18 protein-coding genes, 1 tRNA gene and 2 pseudogenes are annotated in these 23,411 nt (G+C 41.6%); 18 read left to right on the top strand and 3 right to left on the bottom strand.

Features of this window, described 5'->3' with window-relative positions; translation table 11 throughout:
• Positions 1 to 929 precede the first annotated feature (929 nt).
• The 7 genes and pseudogenes from G4V62_RS09150 to argD all read left to right on the top strand — a co-directional run bounded on the left by G4V62_RS09150 (position 930) and on the right by argD (position 8,323).
• Positions 930 to 1,652, top strand: coding sequence for a DUF6602 domain-containing protein (locus G4V62_RS09150; RefSeq protein WP_212508718.1), 723 nt, complete (start codon positions 930 to 932; stop codon positions 1,650 to 1,652).
• Positions 1,653 to 2,058: 406 nt separating this feature from the next.
• Positions 2,059 to 2,205, top strand: a pseudogene (locus tag G4V62_RS09145) (IS4 family transposase); the annotation flags it as partial.
• Between the two features lie 478 nt (positions 2,206 to 2,683).
• Positions 2,684 to 3,751: a serine hydrolase domain-containing protein gene (locus tag G4V62_RS09140; protein WP_165201416.1), complete on the top strand. Its 1,068-nt coding sequence runs from the start codon at positions 2,684 to 2,686 to the stop codon at positions 3,749 to 3,751.
• 1,226 nt (positions 3,752 to 4,977) lie between these two features.
• Positions 4,978 to 5,100 (top strand): hypothetical protein, encoded by a 123-nt coding sequence (locus G4V62_RS20295; protein ID WP_281358036.1) that lies wholly within the window; start codon positions 4,978 to 4,980, stop codon positions 5,098 to 5,100.
• Between the two features lie 142 nt (positions 5,101 to 5,242).
• Entirely contained in the window at positions 5,243 to 5,986 is a 744-nt protein-coding gene (locus tag G4V62_RS09135; protein ID WP_165201414.1) for a YggS family pyridoxal phosphate-dependent enzyme, read from the top strand.
• Positions 5,987 to 6,167: 181 nt separating this feature from the next.
• The gene (pdxS, locus tag G4V62_RS09130; RefSeq protein WP_165201412.1) at positions 6,168 to 7,049 is read left to right on the top strand and encodes a pyridoxal 5'-phosphate synthase lyase subunit PdxS; all 882 of its coding nucleotides are present in this window, start codon (positions 6,168 to 6,170) and stop codon (positions 7,047 to 7,049) included.
• Positions 7,049 to 8,323: an acetylornithine transaminase gene (gene argD, locus G4V62_RS09125; protein ID WP_376768303.1), complete on the top strand. Its 1,275-nt coding sequence runs from the start codon at positions 7,049 to 7,051 to the stop codon at positions 8,321 to 8,323. The genes pdxS and argD overlap by 1 nt, the downstream gene beginning before the upstream one ends.
• Here argD and pdxR read toward each other — a convergent pair.
• Positions 8,289 to 9,725 carry a MocR-like pyridoxine biosynthesis transcription factor PdxR gene (gene pdxR / locus G4V62_RS09120; protein ID WP_165201410.1) on the bottom strand — a complete coding sequence of 479 codons (1,437 nt, stop codon included), beginning with the start codon at positions 9,723 to 9,725 and terminating at the stop codon, positions 8,289 to 8,291. The two genes, argD and pdxR, sit on opposite strands and share 35 nt — an antisense overlap.
• Before the next feature lie 140 nt (positions 9,726 to 9,865).
• Between pdxR and glyA the strand changes: the two are divergent.
• The 6 genes and pseudogenes from glyA (at position 9,866) to G4V62_RS09090 (ending at position 16,321) form a co-directional block, all read left to right on the top strand.
• Positions 9,866 to 11,112: pseudogene (glyA, locus tag G4V62_RS09115) on the top strand (serine hydroxymethyltransferase).
• A 6-nt stretch (positions 11,113 to 11,118) separates the two neighbouring features.
• Positions 11,119 to 12,204 (top strand): 3-phosphoserine/phosphohydroxythreonine transaminase, encoded by a 1,086-nt coding sequence (gene serC / locus G4V62_RS09110; RefSeq protein ID WP_165201408.1) that lies wholly within the window; start codon positions 11,119 to 11,121, stop codon positions 12,202 to 12,204.
• Positions 12,205 to 12,389: 185 nt separating this feature from the next.
• Positions 12,390 to 12,626, top strand: coding sequence for a thioredoxin family protein (locus G4V62_RS09105; RefSeq protein ID WP_165201406.1), 237 nt, complete (start codon positions 12,390 to 12,392; stop codon positions 12,624 to 12,626).
• 535 nt (positions 12,627 to 13,161) lie between these two features.
• The gene (hemL, locus tag G4V62_RS09100) at positions 13,162 to 14,475 is read left to right on the top strand and encodes a glutamate-1-semialdehyde 2,1-aminomutase (protein ID WP_165201404.1); all 1,314 of its coding nucleotides are present in this window, start codon (positions 13,162 to 13,164) and stop codon (positions 14,473 to 14,475) included.
• A 5-nt stretch (positions 14,476 to 14,480) separates the two neighbouring features.
• Positions 14,481 to 15,701, top strand: a complete 1,221-nt coding sequence (locus G4V62_RS09095) for a cysteine desulfurase (RefSeq protein WP_165201402.1) — start codon at positions 14,481 to 14,483, stop codon at positions 15,699 to 15,701.
• A 2-nt stretch (positions 15,702 to 15,703) separates the two neighbouring features.
• A complete protein-coding gene (locus tag G4V62_RS09090; RefSeq protein WP_246218353.1) occupies positions 15,704 to 16,321 on the top strand; it encodes a type 1 glutamine amidotransferase in 618 nt (205 codons plus the stop codon).
• 415 nt (positions 16,322 to 16,736) lie between these two features.
• On the opposite strand, the gene G4V62_RS09085 is transcribed toward G4V62_RS09090, so the two are convergent.
• Positions 16,737 to 17,630: a LysR family transcriptional regulator gene (locus G4V62_RS09085; protein WP_165201400.1), complete on the bottom strand. Its 894-nt coding sequence runs from the start codon at positions 17,628 to 17,630 to the stop codon at positions 16,737 to 16,739.
• 533 nt (positions 17,631 to 18,163) lie between these two features.
• Here G4V62_RS09085 and G4V62_RS09080 point away from each other — a divergent pair.
• Both G4V62_RS09080 and cyoE read left to right on the top strand, forming a co-directional pair.
• Positions 18,164 to 18,237, top strand: a tRNA-Cys gene (locus tag G4V62_RS09080).
• Between the two features lie 36 nt (positions 18,238 to 18,273).
• A complete protein-coding gene (cyoE, locus tag G4V62_RS09075) occupies positions 18,274 to 19,179 on the top strand; it encodes a heme o synthase (protein WP_165201398.1) in 906 nt (301 codons plus the stop codon).
• Positions 19,180 to 19,678: 499 nt separating this feature from the next.
• On the opposite strand, the gene G4V62_RS09070 is transcribed toward cyoE, so the two are convergent.
• Positions 19,679 to 21,028 (bottom strand): YjiH family protein, encoded by a 1,350-nt coding sequence (locus tag G4V62_RS09070; RefSeq protein ID WP_165201396.1) that lies wholly within the window; start codon positions 21,026 to 21,028, stop codon positions 19,679 to 19,681.
• A gap of 856 nt (positions 21,029 to 21,884) precedes the next feature.
• Between G4V62_RS09070 and G4V62_RS09065 the strand changes: the two genes are divergently transcribed.
• The 3 genes from G4V62_RS09065 to G4V62_RS09055 all read left to right on the top strand — a co-directional run bounded on the left by G4V62_RS09065 (position 21,885) and on the right by G4V62_RS09055 (position 23,409).
• Positions 21,885 to 22,544, top strand: coding sequence for a hypothetical protein (locus G4V62_RS09065; RefSeq protein WP_165201394.1), 660 nt, complete (start codon positions 21,885 to 21,887; stop codon positions 22,542 to 22,544).
• A gap of 23 nt (positions 22,545 to 22,567) precedes the next feature.
• Positions 22,568 to 23,032 carry a GNAT family N-acetyltransferase gene (locus G4V62_RS09060; protein ID WP_165201392.1) on the top strand — a complete coding sequence of 155 codons (465 nt, stop codon included), beginning with the start codon at positions 22,568 to 22,570 and terminating at the stop codon, positions 23,030 to 23,032.
• Positions 23,033 to 23,208: 176 nt separating this feature from the next.
• Entirely contained in the window at positions 23,209 to 23,409 is a 201-nt protein-coding gene (locus G4V62_RS09055) for a hypothetical protein (protein ID WP_165201390.1), read from the top strand.
• The last annotated feature ends 2 nt before the right edge of the window (positions 23,410 to 23,411 follow it).

Raw genomic sequence — 23,411 nt, 5'->3', positions numbered from 1 at the left:
ACAAAGACTCATTGATGATGAATGAATCAAAATGAGCATCCATTGGCAAGCGCAGCATTTTTAATTTCCGAATATCGCATTTTTTAGTTGCCAAATACAAACGTGAAACTGTAACCTTGGTGCTGATATTCTGGATATTAAATTTTGAGCAGGCACTTATTTTTGCCTGACGGCAATAAAAAATAGGTAATGAGTAAAGGGAACAACCTAGAAATACAAGCATTGGAGAATAGGGGGAAAAGGTAGCTGGGAAAAATGGAAAAGAACGCAAATTCTAAACGGTGTTGGCAGTATAGAAGCAAAGACCAGCTAGTAACCAGTGTAATTGGAAACGAATTCATGAGTATCCTAAAAACAACTCAGTCTGTCTCGAACTACATAAGTGAAAAACAAATGGGAAAAATCGTTGGGAACCTAAAAAATAAGGCAGATAAAATCAAAGACTATCCGGTATTTCAAAATTGGTTGAGCGACCGTGAGTTGCATAACAAATAAGGTATGATATTGAGATATTCCCAACAATCCTAAAAGCGTTGATATGTTCCCGCTTACCGATAGTGTGGAGCGCTGTGCGTTGCTAGTATTAAAATAACCAAATAGAAGTTGTAGCGGGTGGTTCAGCTAGATCTATAAAACGATAATGAATGTTAGCTGTACCATCTGCGTAATTTCTATCCAATCAATTAATGCATGAAGTAATTCAGGGGTGAGTTTTCGTGAGCTAGAAAATTTATTCGAATTCTCGATATCGTTAAAGTGTATTCCTTCTTCACAATCGCTGCACATGACTGTATTCGTAAAAAGGTGTTTTTCACTTTAAGTACAAAGTACTATTATAACAATTCGTTGGGCTTGTATAAGATATAAGATAGGCTATAGTACTCATGATATAATGATTCTACAAATCAAATATTTGAAAGGAGTCCATCATGACATCTATAAAGATATTATTAGCAAATAAACAAAAAGCATTAAGGGCAAAATTAGAAGCTGATATAAATCATCCTACTTCAAAAGGCGATAACTCAGAAGGAGCCTGGATTAACTTTTTTAAAAGTTTTTTACCAAGTAAATATGCAGTTGATAAAGGGTTTGTTTTCGATTCAACTGGTAATATGAGTGAACAAATTGACGTAATAATTTATGACTCTTTATATGCACCTTTGATTTTTGAAACTGAAGCAGGAGAAAAATTCATTACAGCTGAAAGTGTGTATGCTGTATTTGAGGTCAAACAAGAACTTAGTAAAAAATACCTTGAATATGCACATAATAAAATTATGTCTGTACAGAACTTGTACAGAAGCTCAAGACCTATGATAGTGGCAGGTAAGCCTGTACAAGCTCGTAATCTAACAAAAATTATTGGTGGGATTTTATCTTCAAAATCAATATCATTTGATTCTATAAAGAGTCATTTAACCCATTATCCTTCTATTGATTTAGGCTGTGCAATCAACCAGTTCTCATTTTTAACCATTAAAGATGATTGTGGAAATATTGTAAATATAGAAAAATCAAACGGAGATGAAGTTATACTATCCTTCTTCTTTATTATACTAGATGAACTTTATAAAATTGGGACTGTTCCTGCAGTGGATATTAGAAATTACGCTGATTTTTCATTGGATGGGATAGAACTAAATAGATGAGTGTAGTCTAATGGGGAATTATCAATACTCTATAATCGACTATCTAATATTGAACCAAGCAAATCAACAAAAAACTATGCTAGTAATCTACAGAGGAATTTAAGAGAGTATTTAAAGAAATAGTGAGCAATATAAACATAAACATATCGATACATTTTTTCTGGATCGTTTGAAAAGAATAATGCAATACGTCCTTCAGTTAATAAGGACAAGCAAGAAAAAATATTCAATCTGAATTAGATGATTTGAAATATACCTTTTATATAGATTTTATTCAAGAAGCAGGTATAAGTCTCTCTTAAAAACTATTTAAGGATATGGGAAGAGAGTACTGGATCAAGAAAATTGAAACGTTAGAAGAAATAAATAGGCAAAAGCGACGAATCTTCCGAGGCTATATGGAAATGGCTGTTCTTATCACGATCAGGCGGTCTTGACAAATGCCAAAGAACATGATAGCGGCCAGTTAGAAGTGCTCGTCGATGACAAGGAATGCATGTATGTGTTCGATCGAGGATACTTGGATTACGAACGGTTCGACCGCATGACGGATCCAAGTATGAACGATGTAAATACCTTTAGCACACTTTCCGAACTCTACGGGCTTAACTATCGTTGTGTATCTTCTGATCAAAGCGTCTGTTGAGACAGTCGCGTTGATAGAGAAGTAATAGGTTGAAATCAAAGTTTTTCAACCTTTTTAAGTAAATATTGAAGTGTGTTTTATGTGCTCAGACGGATAGTTTGAGCGAATTTTGCTTAAGGGGGTCTAACTTTTACGCAGAATTAGGGATATTTGCGTAAAGGAATCGGTTTTGCTTAACTGTTTTGAACTTAGGATATACAGATTTATAAAAATAGAGTGTGGGGAAGGACTCAGCAGAGTGTATGTATTAGGAGCATATGATTTGGCGAAGAAAATTAGACGGCTGTGTTGGATATGAAATATATATATTATGGAAATAAGAGGATAATTAATAGTATAGAAGTACAATTGTGAGATCTGACTTTAAAAAAGGGGGGGAGTAACAATGGGGACCAAAATAGAGGAAGAATTCCTTAATCATGCTATTAAAGAAATTGGTAACAAAAAGGGTGTTTTTAGTACGGTATTTTGCGTTGAAAGCGGGGATAACAGTTTTTCTTGGACAGGAGCCGCTGGTGATATGCAAAAGGACAGCCAATACTTTATTGCTAGTGTTACGAAACTATATGTAACGGCAGTTGTTATGCGCCTTATAGAGGAAGGAAGAATAGAGCTTCATGATAAAATTTCAAATTATTTACCTGAGGAACTTATGGAGGGGCTTCATGTTTTAAAAGGCGTTGACTATTCCAATGACATCACGGTAAAACATCTGATCTCCAATACATCTGGAATACCTGATTACTTTTTTCATAAACAACCCGATGGAAAAACCTCTGCTTCTGAACTCCTGGACGGTAAAGATGGATCATGGGATTTGGAGAAAACAATAAAATTAGTAAAAGAGCTTTCTCCCAATTTTGTACCGGGAAAAAAGGGGAAAGCTGCATATTCCGATACTAACTATCAACTGCTCGGTCGAATTATTGAAATTATTACCCGAATGGATATTGGTGAAGTATTTCAAGAGTTTATTTTTGATGAGCTTGGTTTGAAGCATACCTATGCATATAAAGACAGTTCTGATAATAAACCAGTCCCCTTCTATTATAAATCGAAGAAAATATGGATTCCGAATTACATGGTATCAGTAACACCTGAAGGTGGAATTGTTTCTACAGCGGAGGAATCAATGTTCTTTTTAAAAGAATTTTTCAAGGGGCATTTTTTCCCAAAAGAAGATATAGAAAAGTTGAAAAAGTGGAATTTAATCTTGCCTCCACCTAGTCTTTTTTTCTATGGCATAGGATTGGAAAAACTTTTCATTCCAAGAATTGTCTCCCCGTTCAAACCGATAACAGAGGTTGTAGGGTTTTGGGGACAAACTGGTTCATTTGCGTGGTATAATCCTGATACGGATTTATACTTTACCGGAACTACAAATCAGATAAATGGTGCAGGACATTCTGCTGTAGCAAAAGCGATTTTAAAAATTATTAAATCTGCATTATAAGACATGTTTCGTCTCACTGAAATATGGTGTGAATATGTGTATCATATTATAGTCAAAACCCATGTGGAGTTTATAGTGAAGCTTGTTTTAAATTAAGAAGGAAGTGAGGGGGAAGGCTGTACTGTATTTTAATCTTTCCTTTCTCATAAACTTCTATCTGGTTAATGAGTCTTTGTAGAACTTGCTTTAATACCTGTTCATCGTCAATGTCAAGGTTAGCAAAACGTTCTATTTCCTTTTTAAAGAATGTAATTCTTCGTAGTATCTTTTCTAGTAGATAGAGCGGATTGATGCTCAGCTTTTTTGTCTGCAACTTCTGTTGTTTGACTATTCGTTTATTTCGAGCCTTCAATTGCCCTATTACGATATGCCCTTTGTATGCAGAGTTAGGATATTAGCAAATCGTTTGTTTACTTCTTTAAGTTGTTTCTCAGTTTGCTTAATTTCCTTAAACATTCAAATGATGGGCGGCAATTTGGTAATGAATCAGCGGGGGGCTTTCCCCTTTTACATCAACCAGATAAACAAGGAGATGCAAATTTTTAGGTGTCAATTCTTTAAAGGGAAAGAACCTGAATATAGCTCTAGTTTAAGGTTAGCGATCGATCAATCACCTGCATACTTTCTAGTGTGGAGGCGATAATGTTGCTATAGAAATCCTTAGTTCGCACAAGCATGCACACTTTGTCCCAAATGGTGAATAGGTGCAGGTTCAGTTGGAATTGAACGGGTGAGGGGGAATACAAGAGGGTTATGCATTAGCACTTAATAGATGCTATAAAATGCAGACGTTCAATTAAAATGAGCGTCTTTTTTTGTGCGCCAGGCATGGTGGACACTAGAACATAAGAGATTATTGGCACGGATAACGCAGAGTATGCAGATCGTCTTCACACGCATTTCATGATAAGTGAGGTTATATTTCGTGTGACAAAGCCAAATCCTCCGGTTGCTATTTGGAGATTCACCGTGGAAACACTGTATATCGTCATGCGCATCGTTCAACAAAAATAGACCGCAGAGACATGATGATCTCGTGGTCCTTTTATGGATTGCTCAAATATAACGTTTTTGGATATATATAAACAAACCATATCTTGCTATGCTATTGTTGTGTTCCTCAAACACACATCGGGATGCAGACAACACGCCGGTAGTACAGCCTTTGTAAAGAGATCAAATGCTAAGTAGCGATATTGGATTGCAGCAGTTGACGCGTGCGGAGGTTGTCAAAGCAACAGGGCTATAGCGAAGAGGGGCTCAGTTCTATGATTCAATGGCTCGTCCGTTCTCAAGCGATAGTGACGAAGGGCATCCTAGAGGCAGGCGTTTACGGATCAGGCGAGTGATTGTAGAAATCATCATCCGCACTGACGATTGTTTGGTGATCATACGCTGCTAACGAATGTATGATTATGAAGCCGCAGATTGACGTGATGAGCGGGGCATGCGGAGCTTTTGACGAGAGTGGTGAAGAAGGAGAGACGGATCATGAGCAATTTAGTTGAAGAGAATCTTAAAAGCGTGAGACAGCAGATGGAATTGGCTTGCCAAGCTTCCGGGCGTAACCCTGAGGATGTGAAACTATTGCTTGCGACAAAAACGGTACCGTTTGAAAAATTGCAAATGGCGATGCAGGCGGGAGAGGTTCTGTTTGGGGAAAACAAGGCTCAGGAGCTTCGAGGAAAATTCCCGCTTATGCAGCAATATCATCGGGTGGAATGGCATTTTATCGGACATTTACAGACGAACAAAGTGAAGGATGTCATCAAATATGTGACGCTCATACATTCTGTCGACCGTTTGAAATTAGGGAAGGCTCTGCATCAGCAGCTTGTTAAAGAGAACAAGACGATGGATATTCTAGTGCAAATCAATACGTCCTACGAGGAGAGCAAGTTTGGAGCTTCCCCTGAATCAGCCTTGGAATTCGTAGAGCAGCTGTCCCAGTTTGAAACGTTAAATATAAAAGGTTTGATGACGATTGGTAAGCTGAATGCAACCAACGAAGAGACGCGGCACTGCTTCCGATTGTTGAAATCTATACAAGCGCAAATTCAAGAGAGAAGTTTCCCGCGTGTAGAAATGGATGTTCTCTCGATGGGCATGTCTGGTGATTTCAAGGTGGCGATTGAAGAAGGAGCGACGATCGTTCGTGTAGGGACAAAAGTATTCGGAGAACGTTATTTGCCGGACAGCTATTACTGGAATGAGAATGCGCGTCAGGACGAGTAAAGAGAAGAGGAAATATGAACACATCAACAACTATGATGAGCGGGGACAATGATAAACCACCAACGATTCTGTCATTGTCCATTATAGAAGAACTATATCAGATTTTTGGGAAGTTTCGTAAGTAGCCATATCAGGCGCAAGGCATACAACACATCGAACAAAATGAACAGGGGGCGTGAACATGAATACAGGTACAGAGCGAGTAAAACGAGGGATGGCGGACATGCAAAAAGGCGGCGTCATTATGGATGTAATGAATGCCGAGCAAGCCAAGATTGCGGAAGCGGCTGGAGCAACAGCCGTTATGGCGCTGGAGCGTGTGCCTTCTGATATTCGCGCAACTGGCGGAGTAGCCCGCATGGCTGATCCGACCATCGTGGAAGAGGTCATGAAGGTAGTATCGATACCGGTCATGGCTAAAGCACGTATCGGGCATTATGTAGAAGCCAAAGTACTCGAATCGCTAGGCGTAGATTATATTGACGAGAGCGAAGTGCTGACGCCTGCCGATGAGGTTTTTCATATTAGCAAAAATGAATTCACCGTTCCGTTTGTCTGCGGTGCCAAAGACCTTGGCGAAGCGCTACGCCGAATTCAAGAAGGGTCTGCCATGCTGCGCACGAAAGGTGAACCAGGGACAGGCAACATCGTGGAAGCGGTCCGTCATATGCGCTTGATCAACGGTCAGGTTCGTAAAGTTCAAGGTTTGTCTAAAGACGAATTGTACCACGAGGCGAAGCTGCTAGGCGTACCGTATGATCTGCTGTTACAGGTACACGAATCCGGCAAGCTGCCAGTAGTTAACTTTGCCGCAGGCGGGATAGCTACGCCAGCCGATGCAGCGCTAATGATGCATCTAGGCGCAGATGGTGTTTTTGTAGGATCGGGTATTTTTAAGTCGGATAGCCCTGAGAAGTTTGCGCATGCGATTGTTGAAGCTACGACACACTTCGAAGATTATGCGTTAATCGCAAGGGTATCGAAAAATTTAGGAACGCCGATGAAAGGAATCGAAATATCTAGTTTGCTTGAGCATGAACGGATGCAGGAACGAGGCAAGTAATCGTGCATCAGAAAGCGGTGGTTCATCTGAAAAAGAGTTATTTATTTCCTACCTATAATAAGTTCCCACTCACATTGGTAAGAGGACGTCAAAGCACCTTGTGGGATGATGAGGGGAAGTCGTATTTGGACTTTATGGCAGGACTTGCTGTGTGTAATCTAGGTCATGTTCCAGAGCGGGTAAAGGAGCGAGTTCAAGAGCAGCTGGAACAATTATGGCATGTGTCTAATTTGTTTCATATCCCGGTTCAAGAGGAGCTTGCCGAGAAGCTTGTGTCAATCAGTTGTGCGGATCTTGTGTTTTTCTGTAATAGCGGCGCTGAAGCAAACGAAGCGGCGATCAAATGCGCTCGTCGGTATCATCAGCGCGTGCTGGGAAATAACCGCTATGAGATGATTACGTTTGAACAATCGTTCCATGGTCGTACAATGGCTACGTTGACAGCTACCGGACAAGAGAAGATCAAAGATGGTTATCTGCCGTTGCCGACAGGGTTTGTGCATGCACAATTTAATGATATTCAGAGTGTAAGAAACAGCCTTACGGACAAAACGGCGGCTGTGATGTTGGAACTGGTGCAAGGAGAGAGCGGCGTTCATCTTGCCGATCCCAAATTTGTACTGGAACTGGCTAAGCTATGTGAAGAGGAAGGGATTCTCCTAATCGTCGATGAAGTACAGACCGGAATCGGGAGAACGGGGAGCCTGTTCGCTTATGAACAGTATGGTATCGAGCCGGATATCACCACACTGGCGAAGGGATTGGCCAGCGGGTTGCCGATCGGGGCGATGCTGGGGAAGGAGAAGCTGAGAGAGGCATTTTCGACTGGCAGCCATGCTTCTACTTTTGGTGGTTCGCCTCTCCCTATGGCAGCAGGGCTGGCAACGATTGAAACATTGCTGGAGGATGGGTTGGCAAAACAAGCACAGCAGATGGGAGCATATGGTTTAGACAAGCTGAAGAGGGAGTTAGAAGCGTATCCAGCCATTTGTGCCGTTCGCGGATTAGGATTGCTGATAGGTATTGAATTTGTCGAGTCGGTTGCGCCGATCATTCAGAAGCTGCACCAGCATGGACTGCTTGTTCTAGCGGGAGGAACCCATGTCATCCGTTTGATGCCAAGCTTATATGTAACGTACGATGAGTTCGATCAAGCGATCGAAATTTTGAACAAGGTGCTGAAAGAATGGGATGACGGTGCAGAGTCAAAGCTACCCAATAAGCAATTGTCTGGCAGGACTACCTGCTCAAAAGGATCTCTGCCAGACGTTTAATCCCTTCTTCAATGGCGGCTTCGTCCACTTTCGCGAAACCCAGTATCCAGCCTTTTCGTTTGCTTTCCAAGCCATAGTGACTGAGCGGATAGATGCGAATCCCTTTTTCCAAAGCCAGGCTCGTCACGGTCGCCTCGTCAAACGATGGCTCAGCTTCAAGCAGCATATGCAGCCCTGTTTCTGCGCCGCTGAGCGTGAAGCGTTCGCTCAAGCCTGTCGCAATGATGGCTTTTGTCATGGCTGCGTGTCTGCGCCGGTATATATTTCGCACTTTTCTCATATGGCGCATGAAGTGACCGTGTTCGATAAAATGGCTAAGCGTTAATTGCTCCATAATCGGAGGATGACGATAGATTAATTCATGGACGCGAGCGAGCTGACGAATCGCCTCTTTTGGACCAACGAGGGCCGACATCCGAATACCGGGAGCGATCATTTTGGAAAAGCTCAACATGTATATCGTGTTCTGAGGCCGTTGACTGAACAAAGTGGGCAGCGGGTCGCCGCGATAACGAAATTCGCTGTCGTAATCATCCTCGACGATCCAAAACGATTGCTCCGTAGCCAAATGCAGTAATTGTTGCCGGCGAGGTTCCGACATAATCGCACCGACCGCGCACTGGTGCGATGGCGTAACATACACAAGCTTGGATTCAGGATGAATGCTATCTACGCATAGCCCATGCTCGTCGACGGGGACAGATATCACTTGCATACGCCGGTATTTCATTGCTATCCAGGAAGCAGGAAAGCCGGGATCTTCAACCGAAATGGTTTCTCCTTCTTGCAACAGGGCTTGGGCAACCAAATCGAGGCTATGTTGTGCTCCTGAGGTCAGCAGAATTTGATCGACGCTCACATGGACGCCACGTTCAAGCGACAAATGACGCGCAATCTGTTCTCGCAGTGGCAGATAGCCATAGGCGTCGCCGTAGGTCCAACTGTCCAGGTCTGTTTCTGTTGAAGCCTGTAAAAAGGATTTCCGCCAGCTATTTAGAAACTGATCATCTAAATACGGTTCATGGGGACTGAAATCGATCTCTGGCTGGCCTTGTTCTTTATCTCCAAACCAGCTATGCAAATGGCCGATTGCGCTATTTAATAACGGTAATTGTGGCAGTGCGGGTCCCTGGGCTGGAACTTCATCAGCAGAGTGGGGTTTATATATCCAATCACTAACCCTTGTTCCACCGCGGCGAGAGGTCACAGTATAGCCGCGACTGAATAGCTCCTCATACACGGTTTGGATCGTTGAACGGGAAACCCCAATTAATGGCGCTAGCTCACGGGAGGGGATCAGTAATTCGCCAGGAGGCCATTTTCCGGTTGTTATATTATGGATCGCTTGGTCAAGCAACTGCTGCCAAATGGGACGTTTATCATCTCGATTCACTGTGAGCATCCGGCTCACCTCCAAATGTGAAATGTGAATTATGGATTGTTTGAATATATAATCAAGGATAGTTAATTGCAATCCATTCATGGCTATACTACCATGAAAATCTTTGCTATGACAACGCGCTGATAGAAAGGAAGATATTTGTGAAGCGATTGGAACAACAGGACACAATCATCGCAAATGCGATTTGGCAAGAAACAGCACGACAGCGAAATAAAATAGAGCTCATTGCTTCGGAAAATTTTGTGAGTCGAGCGGTTATGGAAGCAATGGGTACAGTACTGACCAATAAGTATGCCGAGGGGTACCCAGGAAGAAGATACTATGGCGGCTGTGAATATGTGGATCGGGTCGAGGAACTGGCTATAGAGCGTACGAAAACGCTTTTTGGTGCAGAACATGTCAATGTGCAGCCTCACTCCGGTGCTCAGGCAAATATGGCTGTGTATTTTTCTACTCTTAAACCTGGAGATACGATCTTGGGCATGAATCTATCTCATGGTGGCCATCTGACACACGGGAGCCCGGTTAATTTTCCGGAAAATTCTATAATTTTGTACCTTATGGTGTAGACGAAAAATCGGCGCGTATTGACATTGAACATGTGCGAAACCTTGCGTTAAAGCATCGTCCCCGTATGATTGTTGCTGGTGCTAGCGCTTATCCGCGAACGATTGAGTTTGAGTCGTTGGCTAAAATCGCTGCCGAAGTAGAAGCACTTTTTTTTGTGGATATGGCGCATATTGCAGGCATTGTCGCAGCAGGTTTTCATCCTAACCCCATTCCTCACGCGCACTTAGTTACGACGACAACGCATAAAACGCTGCGAGGTCCAAGGGGCGGTATCATCATGTGCCGTAAGCCGTGGGCGCAAGCGATTGATAAAGCGCTCTTTCCTGGAGTCCAGGGCGGTCCACTTATTCATGCCATTGCAGCAAAAGCGGTTGCGTTTGGCGAAGCGTTGCAACCGGAATTCAAATCTTATATCGAAAAAGTGCTCATGAATGCGAAAGCATTGGCGGAAGCCTTATTAAATGAAGGGTTAACCGTTGTGTCGGGTGGGACGGACAATCATATGATTCTGCTTGATCTGCGACCGATCGGACTAAATGGAAAAGAAGCTGAATGCATCCTTGATGAGGTGGGGATTACAGCAAATAAAAATGCGATTCCTTATGATACGGCAAGCCCGCTTGTGACGAGCGGCATTCGCCTCGGGACTCCAGCTATGACAACAAGAGGATTGGGAACTAAAGAAATGAAAGACATTGCTCGGCTTATTGGACTTATACTTAAAAATCCTGATCATTATGATATGAAGGAGCAAGTACGAAGAACGGTGCAGGAAATCACATCACAATTCCCTTTATATGAAGGTTTACAGGAGTGATGAGCGATGGCGAATACCTATAATTTTAATGCGGGTCCGGGAGCGTTGCCGCGGGAAGTTCTACAGGAAGCACAAGAGGAATTGCGAAATTATCAAGGGATTGGTGCATCTATTCTGGAAATCTCCCATCGAAGCAGAGCATACGAATCTATCCACCATGAAGCGCAACAGTTAATCAAAGAGTTGATGAATCTCTCTTCAGATTATGAGGTTTTATTTCTTCATGGAGGGGCAAGCCTGCAATTTTCGATGGTGCCGCTCAACTTTTTGACAGAAGGAAAAGTAGCGGGGTATATCCATTGTGGGACATGGTCGGGAAAGGCATGGCAAGAAGCGCAGAAAATAGGGAAAACCCTTGTGTTGGCAAGTGGGGAGAAGCAGCGTTTCAAACAGATGCCTGAATTAAGCAAGATGAATATTCCAAATGAGATGGCGTATGTCCATCTCACATCCAACGAAACGATTGACGGCATACAATGCCGAAGTTTCCCTGATACGGGGCATGTTCCTTTAGTCGTTGATATGTCTAGCGATATTTTTTCTCGTCCCCTTGAGCCATCCCGATTTTCATTAATTTATGCAGGCGCTCAGAAAAATTTGGGACCTGCAGGCGTTACGATCGTCATTATCCATCGCTCATTGCTAGAGCACATTCCGGAAAATATTCCCGATATATTAAGTTATCGCACACAGGTCAAACATCATTCGCTCTACAACACGCCGCCCGTTTTTTCTGTGTATATGTTGAACCTTGTATTGAAGTGGATTGTGAATCAAGGAGGGGTGCAGCGTGTTGCTATCCGCAACCAGCAAAAAGCGGACTTACTCTATCAGGTACTCGACAATAGCGGTGGATTTTATAAAGGATTGGCTTATAAGGACAGCAGGTCCGTGATGAATGTGACCTTTCGTGCAGCCAGTTCGGACATGGAAAACAAGTTGCTTAGTGAACTGGAGCAGGAAGGTTTTCTAGGTCTGAAAGGTCATCAGGCTGCCGGGCATCTTCGTGCTTCCATTTATAATGCGGTGCCTTATGAACATTGCAAAGCACTGGCGGATTTTCTGACTGAATTTCAAAAGAGGAACGGCTGAATTACTATTGTATTTGCCTTCGTCGTTCATTTCAACATCTGCATACCCAATTGCGGAATAGCTGAATAACCATTGCATTTGCCTATGATAACGATAAGCAATTTCAAATTGATGAAGCCTATATTCGTTTCTATACTTAAATGAAGTAGCAAAGCTACCTTAAAAATACGAAGGAGTGAATGAGTATGGCACAAGCAATTTTTTATCATGCAGGTTGTCCAGTTTGTGTAGATGCAGAGCAAGTGGTGGTTGATTATCTTGACAAATCAAAACTTACGGTCGAAATTGTGCATCTTGGTACAGCACAAAATCGAATTGAAGAAGCGGAGAAGGCGGGGGTTAAATCCGTTCCAGCCTTGGTGATTGCCGGAAATGTGTACCATATCAATTTCGGTGCAAGTCTCGAGGATGTAAAAAGTTAAACAACACCGTAAAGAAGGTGCCCTAAAAAGCGCCTTCATTTGTCAACATATTTCACAGATACTTTGACTGACCTCGCTTTGCATGCTATCTATAAGAAAGAACTATCAATATACGCATGTTATGATATTTGTTCCTCAGCATCGAGGCGGTCGAAACGTATCTGCCCCACTCAAGAGTGTTCTGAACATACTCCTCATTCAAAGTCTAAAATGATGATGGGTGAATACGATCCTTGCATCGGACTTTATTCCTTTCATTAATTATAGGTAAACTCTATCGTTATTGTGAAAATGATTGAATTAAACAATGATATGGTTCCATTTAAGACTAATTAAAAAATTGATTCTGATATCGCGTTTGTATCCTTCAAGTCTTCCGATTTGATTACCCGAGGAAGTCATAGCGGAGCAACATATCCGATTCATATATAAGTATCTTGAAGCCGGTTGGCCTGTAATAGGGTCACAAGGTTGAACAGTAAAAAAACATCAAGGTAGCTAGCGAAACAAAACGATTTAGACGAGGGGGATTTTTATGAATCTAGGCACAAGAAGAAAGGACTCGTATTCTAAAACCGCTTTTGAGCAAGCAAAGAGGGTCGTACCAGGTGGAGTAAACAGCCCGGTTCGTGCATTTTCAACAGTAGGCTTAACACCGGTTTTTGCTGCAAAAGGTCAAGGTGCGCGCATGTTCGATGTTGATGGAAACGAATTTATTGATTATATCGGCTCGTGGGGGCCTTTGATTCTTGGTCATGCTCGTCCTGAAGTGGTGGCTGCGATCAAGGAAGCAGCGTCTTGTGGAACTAGTTTTGGTTTGTCTACGGAGATTGAAGTTAAAATGGCTGAGCTGATATGCAAAAGTATGCCATCTATTGAGATGGTGCGTATGGTGAGTTCCGGTACGGAAGCTTCAATGAGCGCATTGCGGTTGGCCAGGGGGTATACAAAAAGACAAAAAATTGTGAAATTTCAAGGTGGATACCACGGACATGCCGATGCTCTATTAATCAAGTCAGGATCGGGGCCAGCGACCTTAGGGTTGCCGGATAGCCTAGGAGTACCCGATAATGTGACGGCTCATACACTTACAGCACCATATAATAGCATGGACAGCGTTCGCTTTCTGTTTGAACAATGTGGGGAACAAATTGCGGCTGTGATCGTCGAGCCTGTTGCGGGAAACATGGGAGTTATTCCGCCGGCTCCCGAATTTCTTCAGGGGTTACGCGAGATTACCGAGCAGTATGGTAGCCTGCTTATTTTTGATGAAGTGATGACAGGGTATCGTGTAGGATACTATGGCGCGCAAGGACTCTATGGGATTACTCCGGATCTTACGTGTCTTGGTAAGATCATTGGAGGTGGCTTGCCCGTTGGAGCTTACGGCGGTAAACGCGAGATTATGGAAAAGATTGCTCCTGTTGGGGCGATCTATCAAGCGGGAACATTGTCAGGCAATCCGCTTGCGATGGCGGCAGGATATACAACACTACGCTTGCTTGAAGAGCCAGGTTTGTATGAGGACTTGGAAAGAAAAACAACTAGATTGGCAGAGGGTTTTAGGCAAAATGCTGAACTGACGGGCATACCTCTCGAAATAAACAGGGTTGGCTCCATGTTTTCAGTCTTTTTTTCGGAGCAGGAGGTTGTGGACTACGATACAGCTAAAGGTGCAAATATGCAGCTATTTAAAGCCTATTATAAAGTCATGCTAGATAATGGCATTTTAACGGCTCCTACACCTTACGAGGTGGGTTTCGTCTCGGTAGCTCATCGTGACGAGGATATTGAAAGGACGATCAGGGCTCATTATCAAGCGCTGGCTAAAATCAGCAATAAAGGATGAGGACATTGGACATTTCTCGCATCAGGGAATTTTTCCCTATTTTGGACCAAGCTATTAACAGTTACCCGCTTGCCTATCTGGACAGTGCAGCATCCGCACAAAAACCGATTCAAGTCATCGAAGCCTTAAAACACTATTATGAACAGGATAATGCGAACGTCCACCGGGGTGTTCATACGTTAGGTTCCCGTGCAACCGAAGCCTATGAAGGGGCGCGAATCAAAGTAGCTCAGTTTATCCATGCAAAACGGACGGAGGAAGTGATTTTTACGCGCGGAACCACTTCATCCATTAACCTTGTTGCAAGCAGTTATGTACGAGAGATATGCAAAGAAGGAGATGAGATTGTTGTCTCTGCCATGGAGCATCATAGCAATCTCCTTCCCTGGCAACAAGCGGCAAAGGCGACAGGTGCAGTGTTAAAATATATTCCGCTGCAAGCTGACGGAACCTTTTCAATCGAAGCCGTAGAGAACACGATTACAGATCGTACGAAAATCGTGTCTGTATCCCACATGTCTAATGTATTGGGCATCGTTAATCCCGTGAAGCAAATCGCAACAATTGCTCATAAGCATGGCGCAGTCGTTATGGTTGATGGAGCCCAGAGCATTGCACATCTCAAGGTGGACGTTCAAGAATTGGATTGTGATTTCTATGTCTTCTCGGGGCATAAAATGTGCGGGCCAACAGGCATCGGAGTGCTATATGGGAAAAAGACTTATCTTGAGCAGATGGAACCGATTGAATTTGGCGGAGAAATGATCGCCGATGTGGGTTTGTATGATGCCTCTTGGAAGGAGCTTCCGTGGAAGTTCGAAGGGGGAACGCCGATGATCGCAGGTGCAATTGGTCTGGGCGTGGCTATCGATTTTCTTGAGCAAATCGGATTGGATGTCATCGAGGCGCACGATAAACAATTGACCCGTTATGCGGTAGAACAGATGAAACAAATCGAGCATTTGACGATGTATGGTCCGGTAGAAGGACGAGTTGGCCTGGTGACGTTTAATGTGGGCAAGATTCATCCACATGATCTGGCCACGGTTCTGGATATGTATGGTGTAGCAATTCGCGCAGGGCATCATTGTTGTCAACCGTTGATGAGACATTTAGGTGCAAGCGCGACGGCTCGTGCCAGCTTTTATTTATACAATACAGAAGGGGAGGTAGATCAGTTTCTCTTTGCTTTGAACAAAACGAAAGAATACTTTAAGGAAGTGTGATGATGAGGGTTCATTATTTGCAGCATGTTCCGTTCGAATCGCCAGAACGAATAGCGGATTGGGTGAGGGATAAAGGCCATACGTTAAGTGGTACTTCATTATATGAAAGCACACACTTTCCACTCCAGTCGGAGTTCGATCTGCTCATCGTCTTGGGCGGTCCGATGGGGGTATACGAAGAGAAACGTTTTCCATGGCTTGTTCAAGAGAAGGCATTTATTAACGAAACGATTAGACAGCAAAAGTTGGTGCTTGGTATATGCTTGGGCGCACAGTTAATTGCTGAAGCGCTTGGTGGAAAAGTATATAGAAATGCGTATAAGGAAATTGGCTGGCATTCCGTGAAAATGACAAAAAAATCTCAAGATACTGTGTTTTTTAAGCACTTTCCACACGAGTATATTCCTTTTCACTGGCATGGAGATACGTTTGAATTACCTGATGAAGTGAAGACGGCTGCAATCAGTCTTGGTTGCGCTAATCAAGCATTCGAGTACAATGGGCATGTGGTTGGGCTGCAGTTTCATCTGGAGAGCAGCAATGACAGCATCAAAAACTTGATTGAATATTGTAGTGATGAAATTGAACCAGGTAGATATATCCAACATCCAGATCAATGATAGATCAGATGTCTCTGCTTGAATATTCCAATACCCTTTTAATACATTTGCTCGATACATTTGAACTGAACGATTAGGCTGTTCATAAAGGGGAATGAGTTGGTTATAAAAATAATGCACTCTTACCTATGATGGGCGACGAAGAGAATTTTTATTAAAAGGAAAAGGAGATGGGCGGTTAGTTGGTTTTCTACGCAAGCTGCGGTCTACCAAATAGAAGCCGCTAAGTTATCTGCTATTTCCCTGTTGTCAGAGAGTTCGCTGCCCTTCCTCTCGCCCTGGAGCTCCACCTTTAGGAAGTGGGAGGAATGACATTGATCAAAAGGCTAATTATCAATAACGGGGAGTCTATCGAGTGTTTCCGCAGGAATGACAAAAAGTCTAATATCTGTAGTATTACTGAAAGTAGAACGACTTAAAAGTTTCTGCTCTTTACCGTCGCAACCAATTGTTCCATGAATACACGACTGGCTGCACATAAATGTTTATTTTTACGATATACGACACCAATTTGTGTCGTGAGTACCGGGCTTTTTAGCGGAATCGTACAAATTTGAGGATTATGAATATAATCTAAGTAACCTCTTGGCAGAATAGTCACGCCGACGCCATTGCCAACCATTGTTATGATCGATTCCATTGTTGTCATTTCTAGCACTGGTTGGGGCGTGAATGCTAGTGATCGACATTGATCATCAATGACTTGTCGTAAAAAATAAGTATTCGGCAGTAGAACAGAGGGCGTTTCTTTTAAAATATCAAGTGTGACAAACGCTGCTTTGGCGATGGGATGGTCTTTAGCTACCGCAAGGGCAAGATTTTCCTCATAAAGTGGGATAGTTTCAAGATCTTCATGCATCATTGGTAAAAAAACAATTCCCAGATCAAGCTCATTTTGCAGCAGTCCGTCATAGATATCACCGGTTCGCAACCCAAGTACAGAAAGCTCTACATTGGGATAACTGTTATGGAATTCCATCACAGTTGGAGGAAGCAAATAATTAACAACGGTCAGAAGCGCGCCAATTTTCAATGTACCTCTCTTTAAACCTTGTAGTTCACTGATGGCTGCCTGCGCTTGTGAGAGTTCATGAAACACATTATATCCATGATGTAACAACGCTCGACCTGCTTCGGTCATCATTGTTTTCTTGCCAACGCGATCAAAGAGAGGCATGCCGATCTCGTGTTCAAGCAACCGAATTTGCTGGCTAAGTGAAGGTTGAGTAATGCCGAGTTTTTCGGCCGCGCGGGTAAAGTGCAATTCCTGACTTAAAGTCATGAAGTATTCCAATTGCTTCAGCTCCACTTGATTTCCTCCTTGGGGATATAACATATAATGATAGGTTTTTTTAATTATTATACGGTAAATGATATTGGATTGCTAATCATTTATCGTGAGCTTTGTCTGTGGAAAAAAGAGGTTATTACCATGGTGCAAGCCGTTGTATTTGATGTGGAGGGAATTCTTCTTCAGTCAGTGAAGCGATCATTTTTGCATTGCAGCAATTTTAAAGAGAAGAAAGGAAAGGAAGTACCCAGGTCAATTTGATTCCTAAATGAGTATGACTAGTGAAAAAAGATTAAACTTCTTTGGGGTCTCATATAAGTTGATTCGCTGAATGCGTTATGTCAAAAGGAATCATTATAGTTCTTGATTGATTCATTGAAGGAACCGGAAAAAGGTATACCGACAGAAACGATAGTCCAAATATCCATTTGAGATGGAGAATTTTAATCATAGGCAAAACTAATCGTTATTATATCATTGTTAGTATTGATCCTATGAAAGAAAATGGATAAGATTGAACTACCAAGAATCATTAGTTCATCATTTCCCGTGGAGGTATAGCCAAAAGGTAAGGCAAGGGTCGGCAAAACCCTGACTTCTGGTTCGAATCCAGATACCTCCTCCAACATTATTTTTTCTGGAAGATATGAGGTGGAACAAAATGCAGAACAGCAGTGGAGCCTTAGACCAATCGTTCATAGAAAACCAACCATGGAGAGATTGGATTTCTATAACTAAACCAGGAATTTTGGCTTCTAATTTATTTTGTGCGTTTGCTGGTTATGGTCTCGCTTCAAGATTGCAGTTTGATGACTTAGCTTTAATATTCATTATGTTTGGCACAACATTCGTTGTTGCGTCTGCTTCGATGTTAAATAATTTTTTGGATCGTGTACGAGATTTAAAAATGGAGCGGACTCGTGATCGCCCGTTACCGAGTGGACGATTGAGGCCAAGGAATGTATTGATCGTTGGGATTTTGACGGGGTTTGTTGGAATGGCTACTTTGTATATTTTCGTTAACCCATTAAGCGCGGTCTTAGGCTTCATTGGACTTTTTTTTTATGTAGTGATCTATACGGCTTGGCTTAAACCAACATCAACCTGGAGTACTTCAATCGGAGGTATTTCTGGATCTATGCCACCAATGATCGGCTACTGTGGTTTTTCAAATGAGTTGGAGCCCGGGGCGTGGCTATTATTCTTATTTCTTTTTTTATGGCAACCACCGCATTTTTGGTCACTTGGGATTTTGAAAAAAGAAGAATACCGAGCAGCAGGATATCCACTACTCCCTGTTATAAAAGGTGTATCACGCACAAAAATCCAGATGCTGCCGTATGTTGTAAGCTTGTTTTTCATTAACTATTTGTTATTTGATTATAATTACGTTGGCGTAGGATATTTGACCATTTCTAGTATACTGTTAATCGTTTGGTTCATCGCATGTCTACAAGGGTTGTTTACAAAAAATGAAGCGAGATGGGCTTCGAGCAACTTTCGACTTTCTCTTTATTTCCTTGTGCTTTCTTTATTAACGATGCTATTTGAGATTGCTCTATTTTAATCATCTGATTGGTAAAGGCGCAGCTTTCGTTAATACGTAGGGAAACTTGTTTTATGTTATACCTACTCATGGCAAACTAAGGGAACGTCTTCTGCTTAATGCAAGCATCGCTGGGGTTTCCTCTTGAAATACACGACGTTGAAACAGATGCAGCTCTGAGGAGGCTATGTCTGTTTTTTTATTGGATAGATTGGAGAGTGATGCAGGATTTCAGAGAAGCTGAATATAAAAGTATAAGTCCCTACGCAGATATACTCCAATGACCCTTTTTATAAATCCTTAGGTTTTGAGTAGCATTCATGTTATCAATTTTATAGGCACGGCTAATTTTTTCAAGTGACATGTAATAGTGAAGGATTCACTTAAACTAAAGAGTGTATGAGATTTAAAAGCGTTTTTTGTTTGTAACACCTACACAAAAGCATAAATCTCTAGGCTTTATCGTAAAAAAACTTAGCTCTCACCATAACATTTTGGCGAAAAGCTAAGTTTTCTTCATTTAAAAGATGATATGCGCGATGAGTGCAATGACAGGTAAAGTGATTAATGTACGCAGTAAGAAGATTACGACCAAATCTTTAAAGGACACGGGCACTTTGGACCCAATTAATAACCCGCCGACCTCCGACATATAAATCAACTGCGTGACGGATAGTGCCGCAATGATGAAACGTGTGATCTCCGCTTCAATCGATGAGGCTAAAATCGAAGGTAAAAACATATCTGCAAAGCCGACTAAAATCGTTTCAGATGCTTCTTCGGCATAAGGGATTTGTAATAGCTCTAGCAAAGGAACAAATGGCATGCCTAACCACTGGAAGACAGGGGTTGTTTCGGCAACAATCAGTGCGATAAGTCCAAAGGCCATAACGATGGGAGCTACTGCCATCCACATGTCCAAAATATTTTGTCCGCCTTCTTTCACTAACTTATACACACTTTTTTCTTGCTTGGCACGGTCTAATGCCTTTTTATAGCTGAATGAAAAAATATTGTCACCAGCTGGTATGTCTTCCGAAAGCCCTTCTGCCTCTTCACTGATATACGTATCTGCTTTTTTAGACAGTGGAGGAATTCGTGGCATGATCAAGGCAGCAACCAATCCAGCCGCAAAAACTGTTCCATAAAATGGGAGGAACATATGCTCAAGACCCACTTTAGAAATGATGACTAAAGAAAAGGTGATCGAGACCACAGAAAAAGTCGTTCCAATCACAGCGGCTTCCCGTTTTGTGTAATAGCCGTTTTCATATTGCTTACTTGTAATTAATACACCAATGGTTCCATCACCTACCCAAGAAGCTAAGGAATCGATCGATGCGCGACCAGGTAGTCGAAACAAAGGACGCATAACCCTCGTCATCAATGTGCCGAACAGCTCCAACAGGCCAAAGTTCATCAGTAATGGCAAAAACAACCCTGCAAATAAAAAGACACTAAATAACACATGTAATAAATCTCCTAAAAGCATTTGACCAGTATTATCACTATGGATAAACTCAGGTCCTATGCGGAAAAACACCATAACAGCAAAGATAGCAGCAATAACTCTTGTGAGCGTCCAAAACGCATTCACATAAAAAAGCTGTTGGAAAAAAGGCGTTCGGTCCAGCTTTTCTTTGCCGAGAAACCGAACGATCACCGTCATTATAGCTGTGAAGACGATCATCACCATCATAATGGCCGAGAGCTGATCAGCCAATAATGATTGAACATTGCCGGCAAGAATGGCAATGGGAATCGTGAACCCATCACCGGTTTTCATTGGTGTCATAAATAAAAACACACCAATGAGAGAGGGGATAATAAATTTAATATGATCCAGTATCGAATAATTGTTGTTTTTCATAAAAAAGCCTCCAGCGGTTCTTGGTGCTTATTATTATAAGTCAAAATGTATTATTATCCAATAATAAATTATGGCAATATTGTTTTTCTAAAATAGCGACAATGCAAACTAGCATGACTTTCATACGGAATATTCCTGAATAACGCTGTGTGCTTTCGCTTTAATGTTGAACGAATATTGATCGCACCTTTACAACTACAACATGCACTGGCAAAAAAATATACGAAAATGCTCCTTAATGCGAAAAGTGATAAGCATATTTCACTGAAATATATGACTGAATATTATTATTTATCGTATAATTGAATGAATCGAATCGTAAAGGAGTGATCGACATGATACGTCGGGACATACAAATACAGGTGATTTGCGTTTCACAGAAATAGTAAAATCATCTGTATGGAAAGGTGTCTTTTACTATTTCTTCTCGATCTATTTTACTTATAGGGTTTTTTGGGATTTTACTAGAAAAGGATTGTAGTTTGCAGGCCATCATACTCATTTCAATACGCCATGATTTAGGGACCCTTATATCCCGTATAGTATGCTTGTTGGTTTTACGTTTAGATCGCATCATTTTTCTGGATGTGTATTAGAAACCGTGTCGCCTTGCAGTGGGATCGATCAAATAAGTATGCATTTTATCATAGAGGTCCTTGGAAAACTTCAAATCAGGGACGTGTGAGTGATAGTAAGAAGCATATGTATCTATGAACAACTATGACAATGAGTTGTTTGAAAATATAGGATCTATTAATGGCGGTACAAAAGCATTTACAAAACGATTTAGGAAGGTTTTATGAATGCTAAAAAGTAAAAAATGATATGGGTTTTTGGAGCTCTAGTAATCACTGTAATGGTTGTCGGGTTTGGTGGTAAGTTTGTTGATGGTGCTCAAAATGAAAGAGAAATGATTAATAATAAGCCAAAAGAAACTAAAGACACAGAGGTTTTAGATGTCGACTTTACGAAAATAGATGCGATTGTAGCTGAAGAATTAAAATCAATGTCTAAAGTATCCTCTGAAATTAAAGAGATTCGTAGTAAGCCTAATCAGAAAAGCATATCCATGAAAGATCATATGATTGATGATGAATATTTCAAAAATTTATTAAGTGTTGATAAAACGATATTTCGTTTAAATGTTGAAAATAAGCTTTCTAATGCTAATCAAACGAATGTAAACATGCTTGCTAAAGAGTATGTAAATCACTATGCTAAAGCATTGTCTATCGCTGAAGAAGTATATGGTGTAACTGTTTCTGAAGATGAGGTTACGCAATATATTGATGCTCATATTGTTAATGTAAAATCAGAGGAAAAGGAAGCATATGCTAAAGCTCTAGGTTTGACTTCTGCAGAATTGGATTATCGTTTTGACCGGGATATATATGTTATGGATACTTTATGGAATAAGCTTATACCAGTTTTAATGAAGAAATATCCTCAAAAAGAGAATGAAGAAGAAAATGGTTATCTGGAACGTATTAAATCGGAGTTCTATAATCAACAATAAAAAAGAGATAGCTAGAGTTTGGTATGTATCAACATCACCAATTTTTAAAAGAGGTGGTTTATACGTTAAGTAGCCAATACAAAATGATCGAACGTCCTCCAACTGTTTTGGAACATCAAGCGTTAGGGGAAGCGGTTGGTTGGGGAGAAGTGGATTTAGAGATGACTGAACAGTCAATTGCTAATTCTGTCTATTGTGTCGTTGCCATCAGTGAGGGAAAAGTCATCGGCATGGGGCGAATTGTTGGCGATGGCGCGATGTACTTCTATATCCAAGATGTTGCTGTGCTCCCTGAGCATCAACATCGGGGCATCGGTAAGAACATGATGAAGAAAATGCTTACCTATATAAAAGGTCATTGTTCTGAAGGCGCCTTCGTCGGATTATTTGCATCACATGGGAAAGAAGCATTTTACGAAAAAATGGGCTTTGAAGACCATCCACCAGGGATGACAGGCATGTTTATGGTCATGGACAAATCGTTGTGAAACATTTAGAGCGGTTCGCCTCTTCTTTCGTCATGTTAAAACCCTGTACTCTTGTGACATGTGGGTTTGAGATACAGTTCTTTAAACTGTAACGATGTAGCGAAAAAGAGGTGGGGAAGGTTGTCATGAGTGTCACTTTCCCATCTCAACACTGGGTTAAGAATAGGTGAAATCTTATGGGAAAACGGATCAAGATAAAAGCATTGAAATACGCGGATAATATACATTATGAATGGACAGCGGAAATGCTCGAACACACAGATGAGTATGTATTAGTCCTATGCAAACCTGGAAGAAATTTAGTTCACCATTCAAAGAATAAAGTTTTTACGATTGATAACACATCCCTTGAGTTGTTCTCATTGAAAGAGTGGTAAAC

The sequence above is a fragment of the Litoribacterium kuwaitense genome (assembly GCF_011058155.1).
GTDB lineage: Bacteria > Bacillota > Bacilli > Bacillales > DSM-28697 > Litoribacterium > Litoribacterium kuwaitense.
Note: the sequence above shows the minus strand (reverse complement) of the source record. Positions and strands in the feature narration are given on the sequence as shown.

Coding starts and splice junctions, on each gene's coding strand:
- cyoE (WP_165201398.1), top strand. CDS start 18,274: ATGCAGAACAGCAGTGGAGCCTTAGACCAATCGTTCATAGAAAACCAA.
- G4V62_RS09065 (WP_165201394.1), top strand. CDS start 21,885: ATGGTTGTCGGGTTTGGTGGTAAGTTTGTTGATGGTGCTCAAAATGAA.
- G4V62_RS09090 (WP_246218353.1), top strand. CDS start 15,704: ATGAGGGTTCATTATTTGCAGCATGTTCCGTTCGAATCGCCAGAACGA.
- G4V62_RS09060 (WP_165201392.1), top strand. CDS start 22,568: ATGTATCAACATCACCAATTTTTAAAAGAGGTGGTTTATACGTTAAGT.
- G4V62_RS09135 (WP_165201414.1), top strand. CDS start 5,243: ATGAGCAATTTAGTTGAAGAGAATCTTAAAAGCGTGAGACAGCAGATG.
- pdxS (WP_165201412.1), top strand. CDS start 6,168: ATGAATACAGGTACAGAGCGAGTAAAACGAGGGATGGCGGACATGCAA.
- G4V62_RS09150 (WP_212508718.1), top strand. CDS start 930: ATGACATCTATAAAGATATTATTAGCAAATAAACAAAAAGCATTAAGG.
- G4V62_RS09055 (WP_165201390.1), top strand. CDS start 23,209: ATGGGAAAACGGATCAAGATAAAAGCATTGAAATACGCGGATAATATA.
- pdxR (WP_165201410.1), bottom strand. CDS start 9,725: ATGCTCACAGTGAATCGAGATGATAAACGTCCCATTTGGCAGCAGTTG.
- G4V62_RS09140 (WP_165201416.1), top strand. CDS start 2,684: ATGGGGACCAAAATAGAGGAAGAATTCCTTAATCATGCTATTAAAGAA.
- serC (WP_165201408.1), top strand. CDS start 11,119: ATGGCGAATACCTATAATTTTAATGCGGGTCCGGGAGCGTTGCCGCGG.
- hemL (WP_165201404.1), top strand. CDS start 13,162: ATGAATCTAGGCACAAGAAGAAAGGACTCGTATTCTAAAACCGCTTTT.
- G4V62_RS09070 (WP_165201396.1), bottom strand. CDS start 21,028: ATGAAAAACAACAATTATTCGATACTGGATCATATTAAATTTATTATC.
- G4V62_RS09105 (WP_165201406.1), top strand. CDS start 12,390: ATGGCACAAGCAATTTTTTATCATGCAGGTTGTCCAGTTTGTGTAGAT.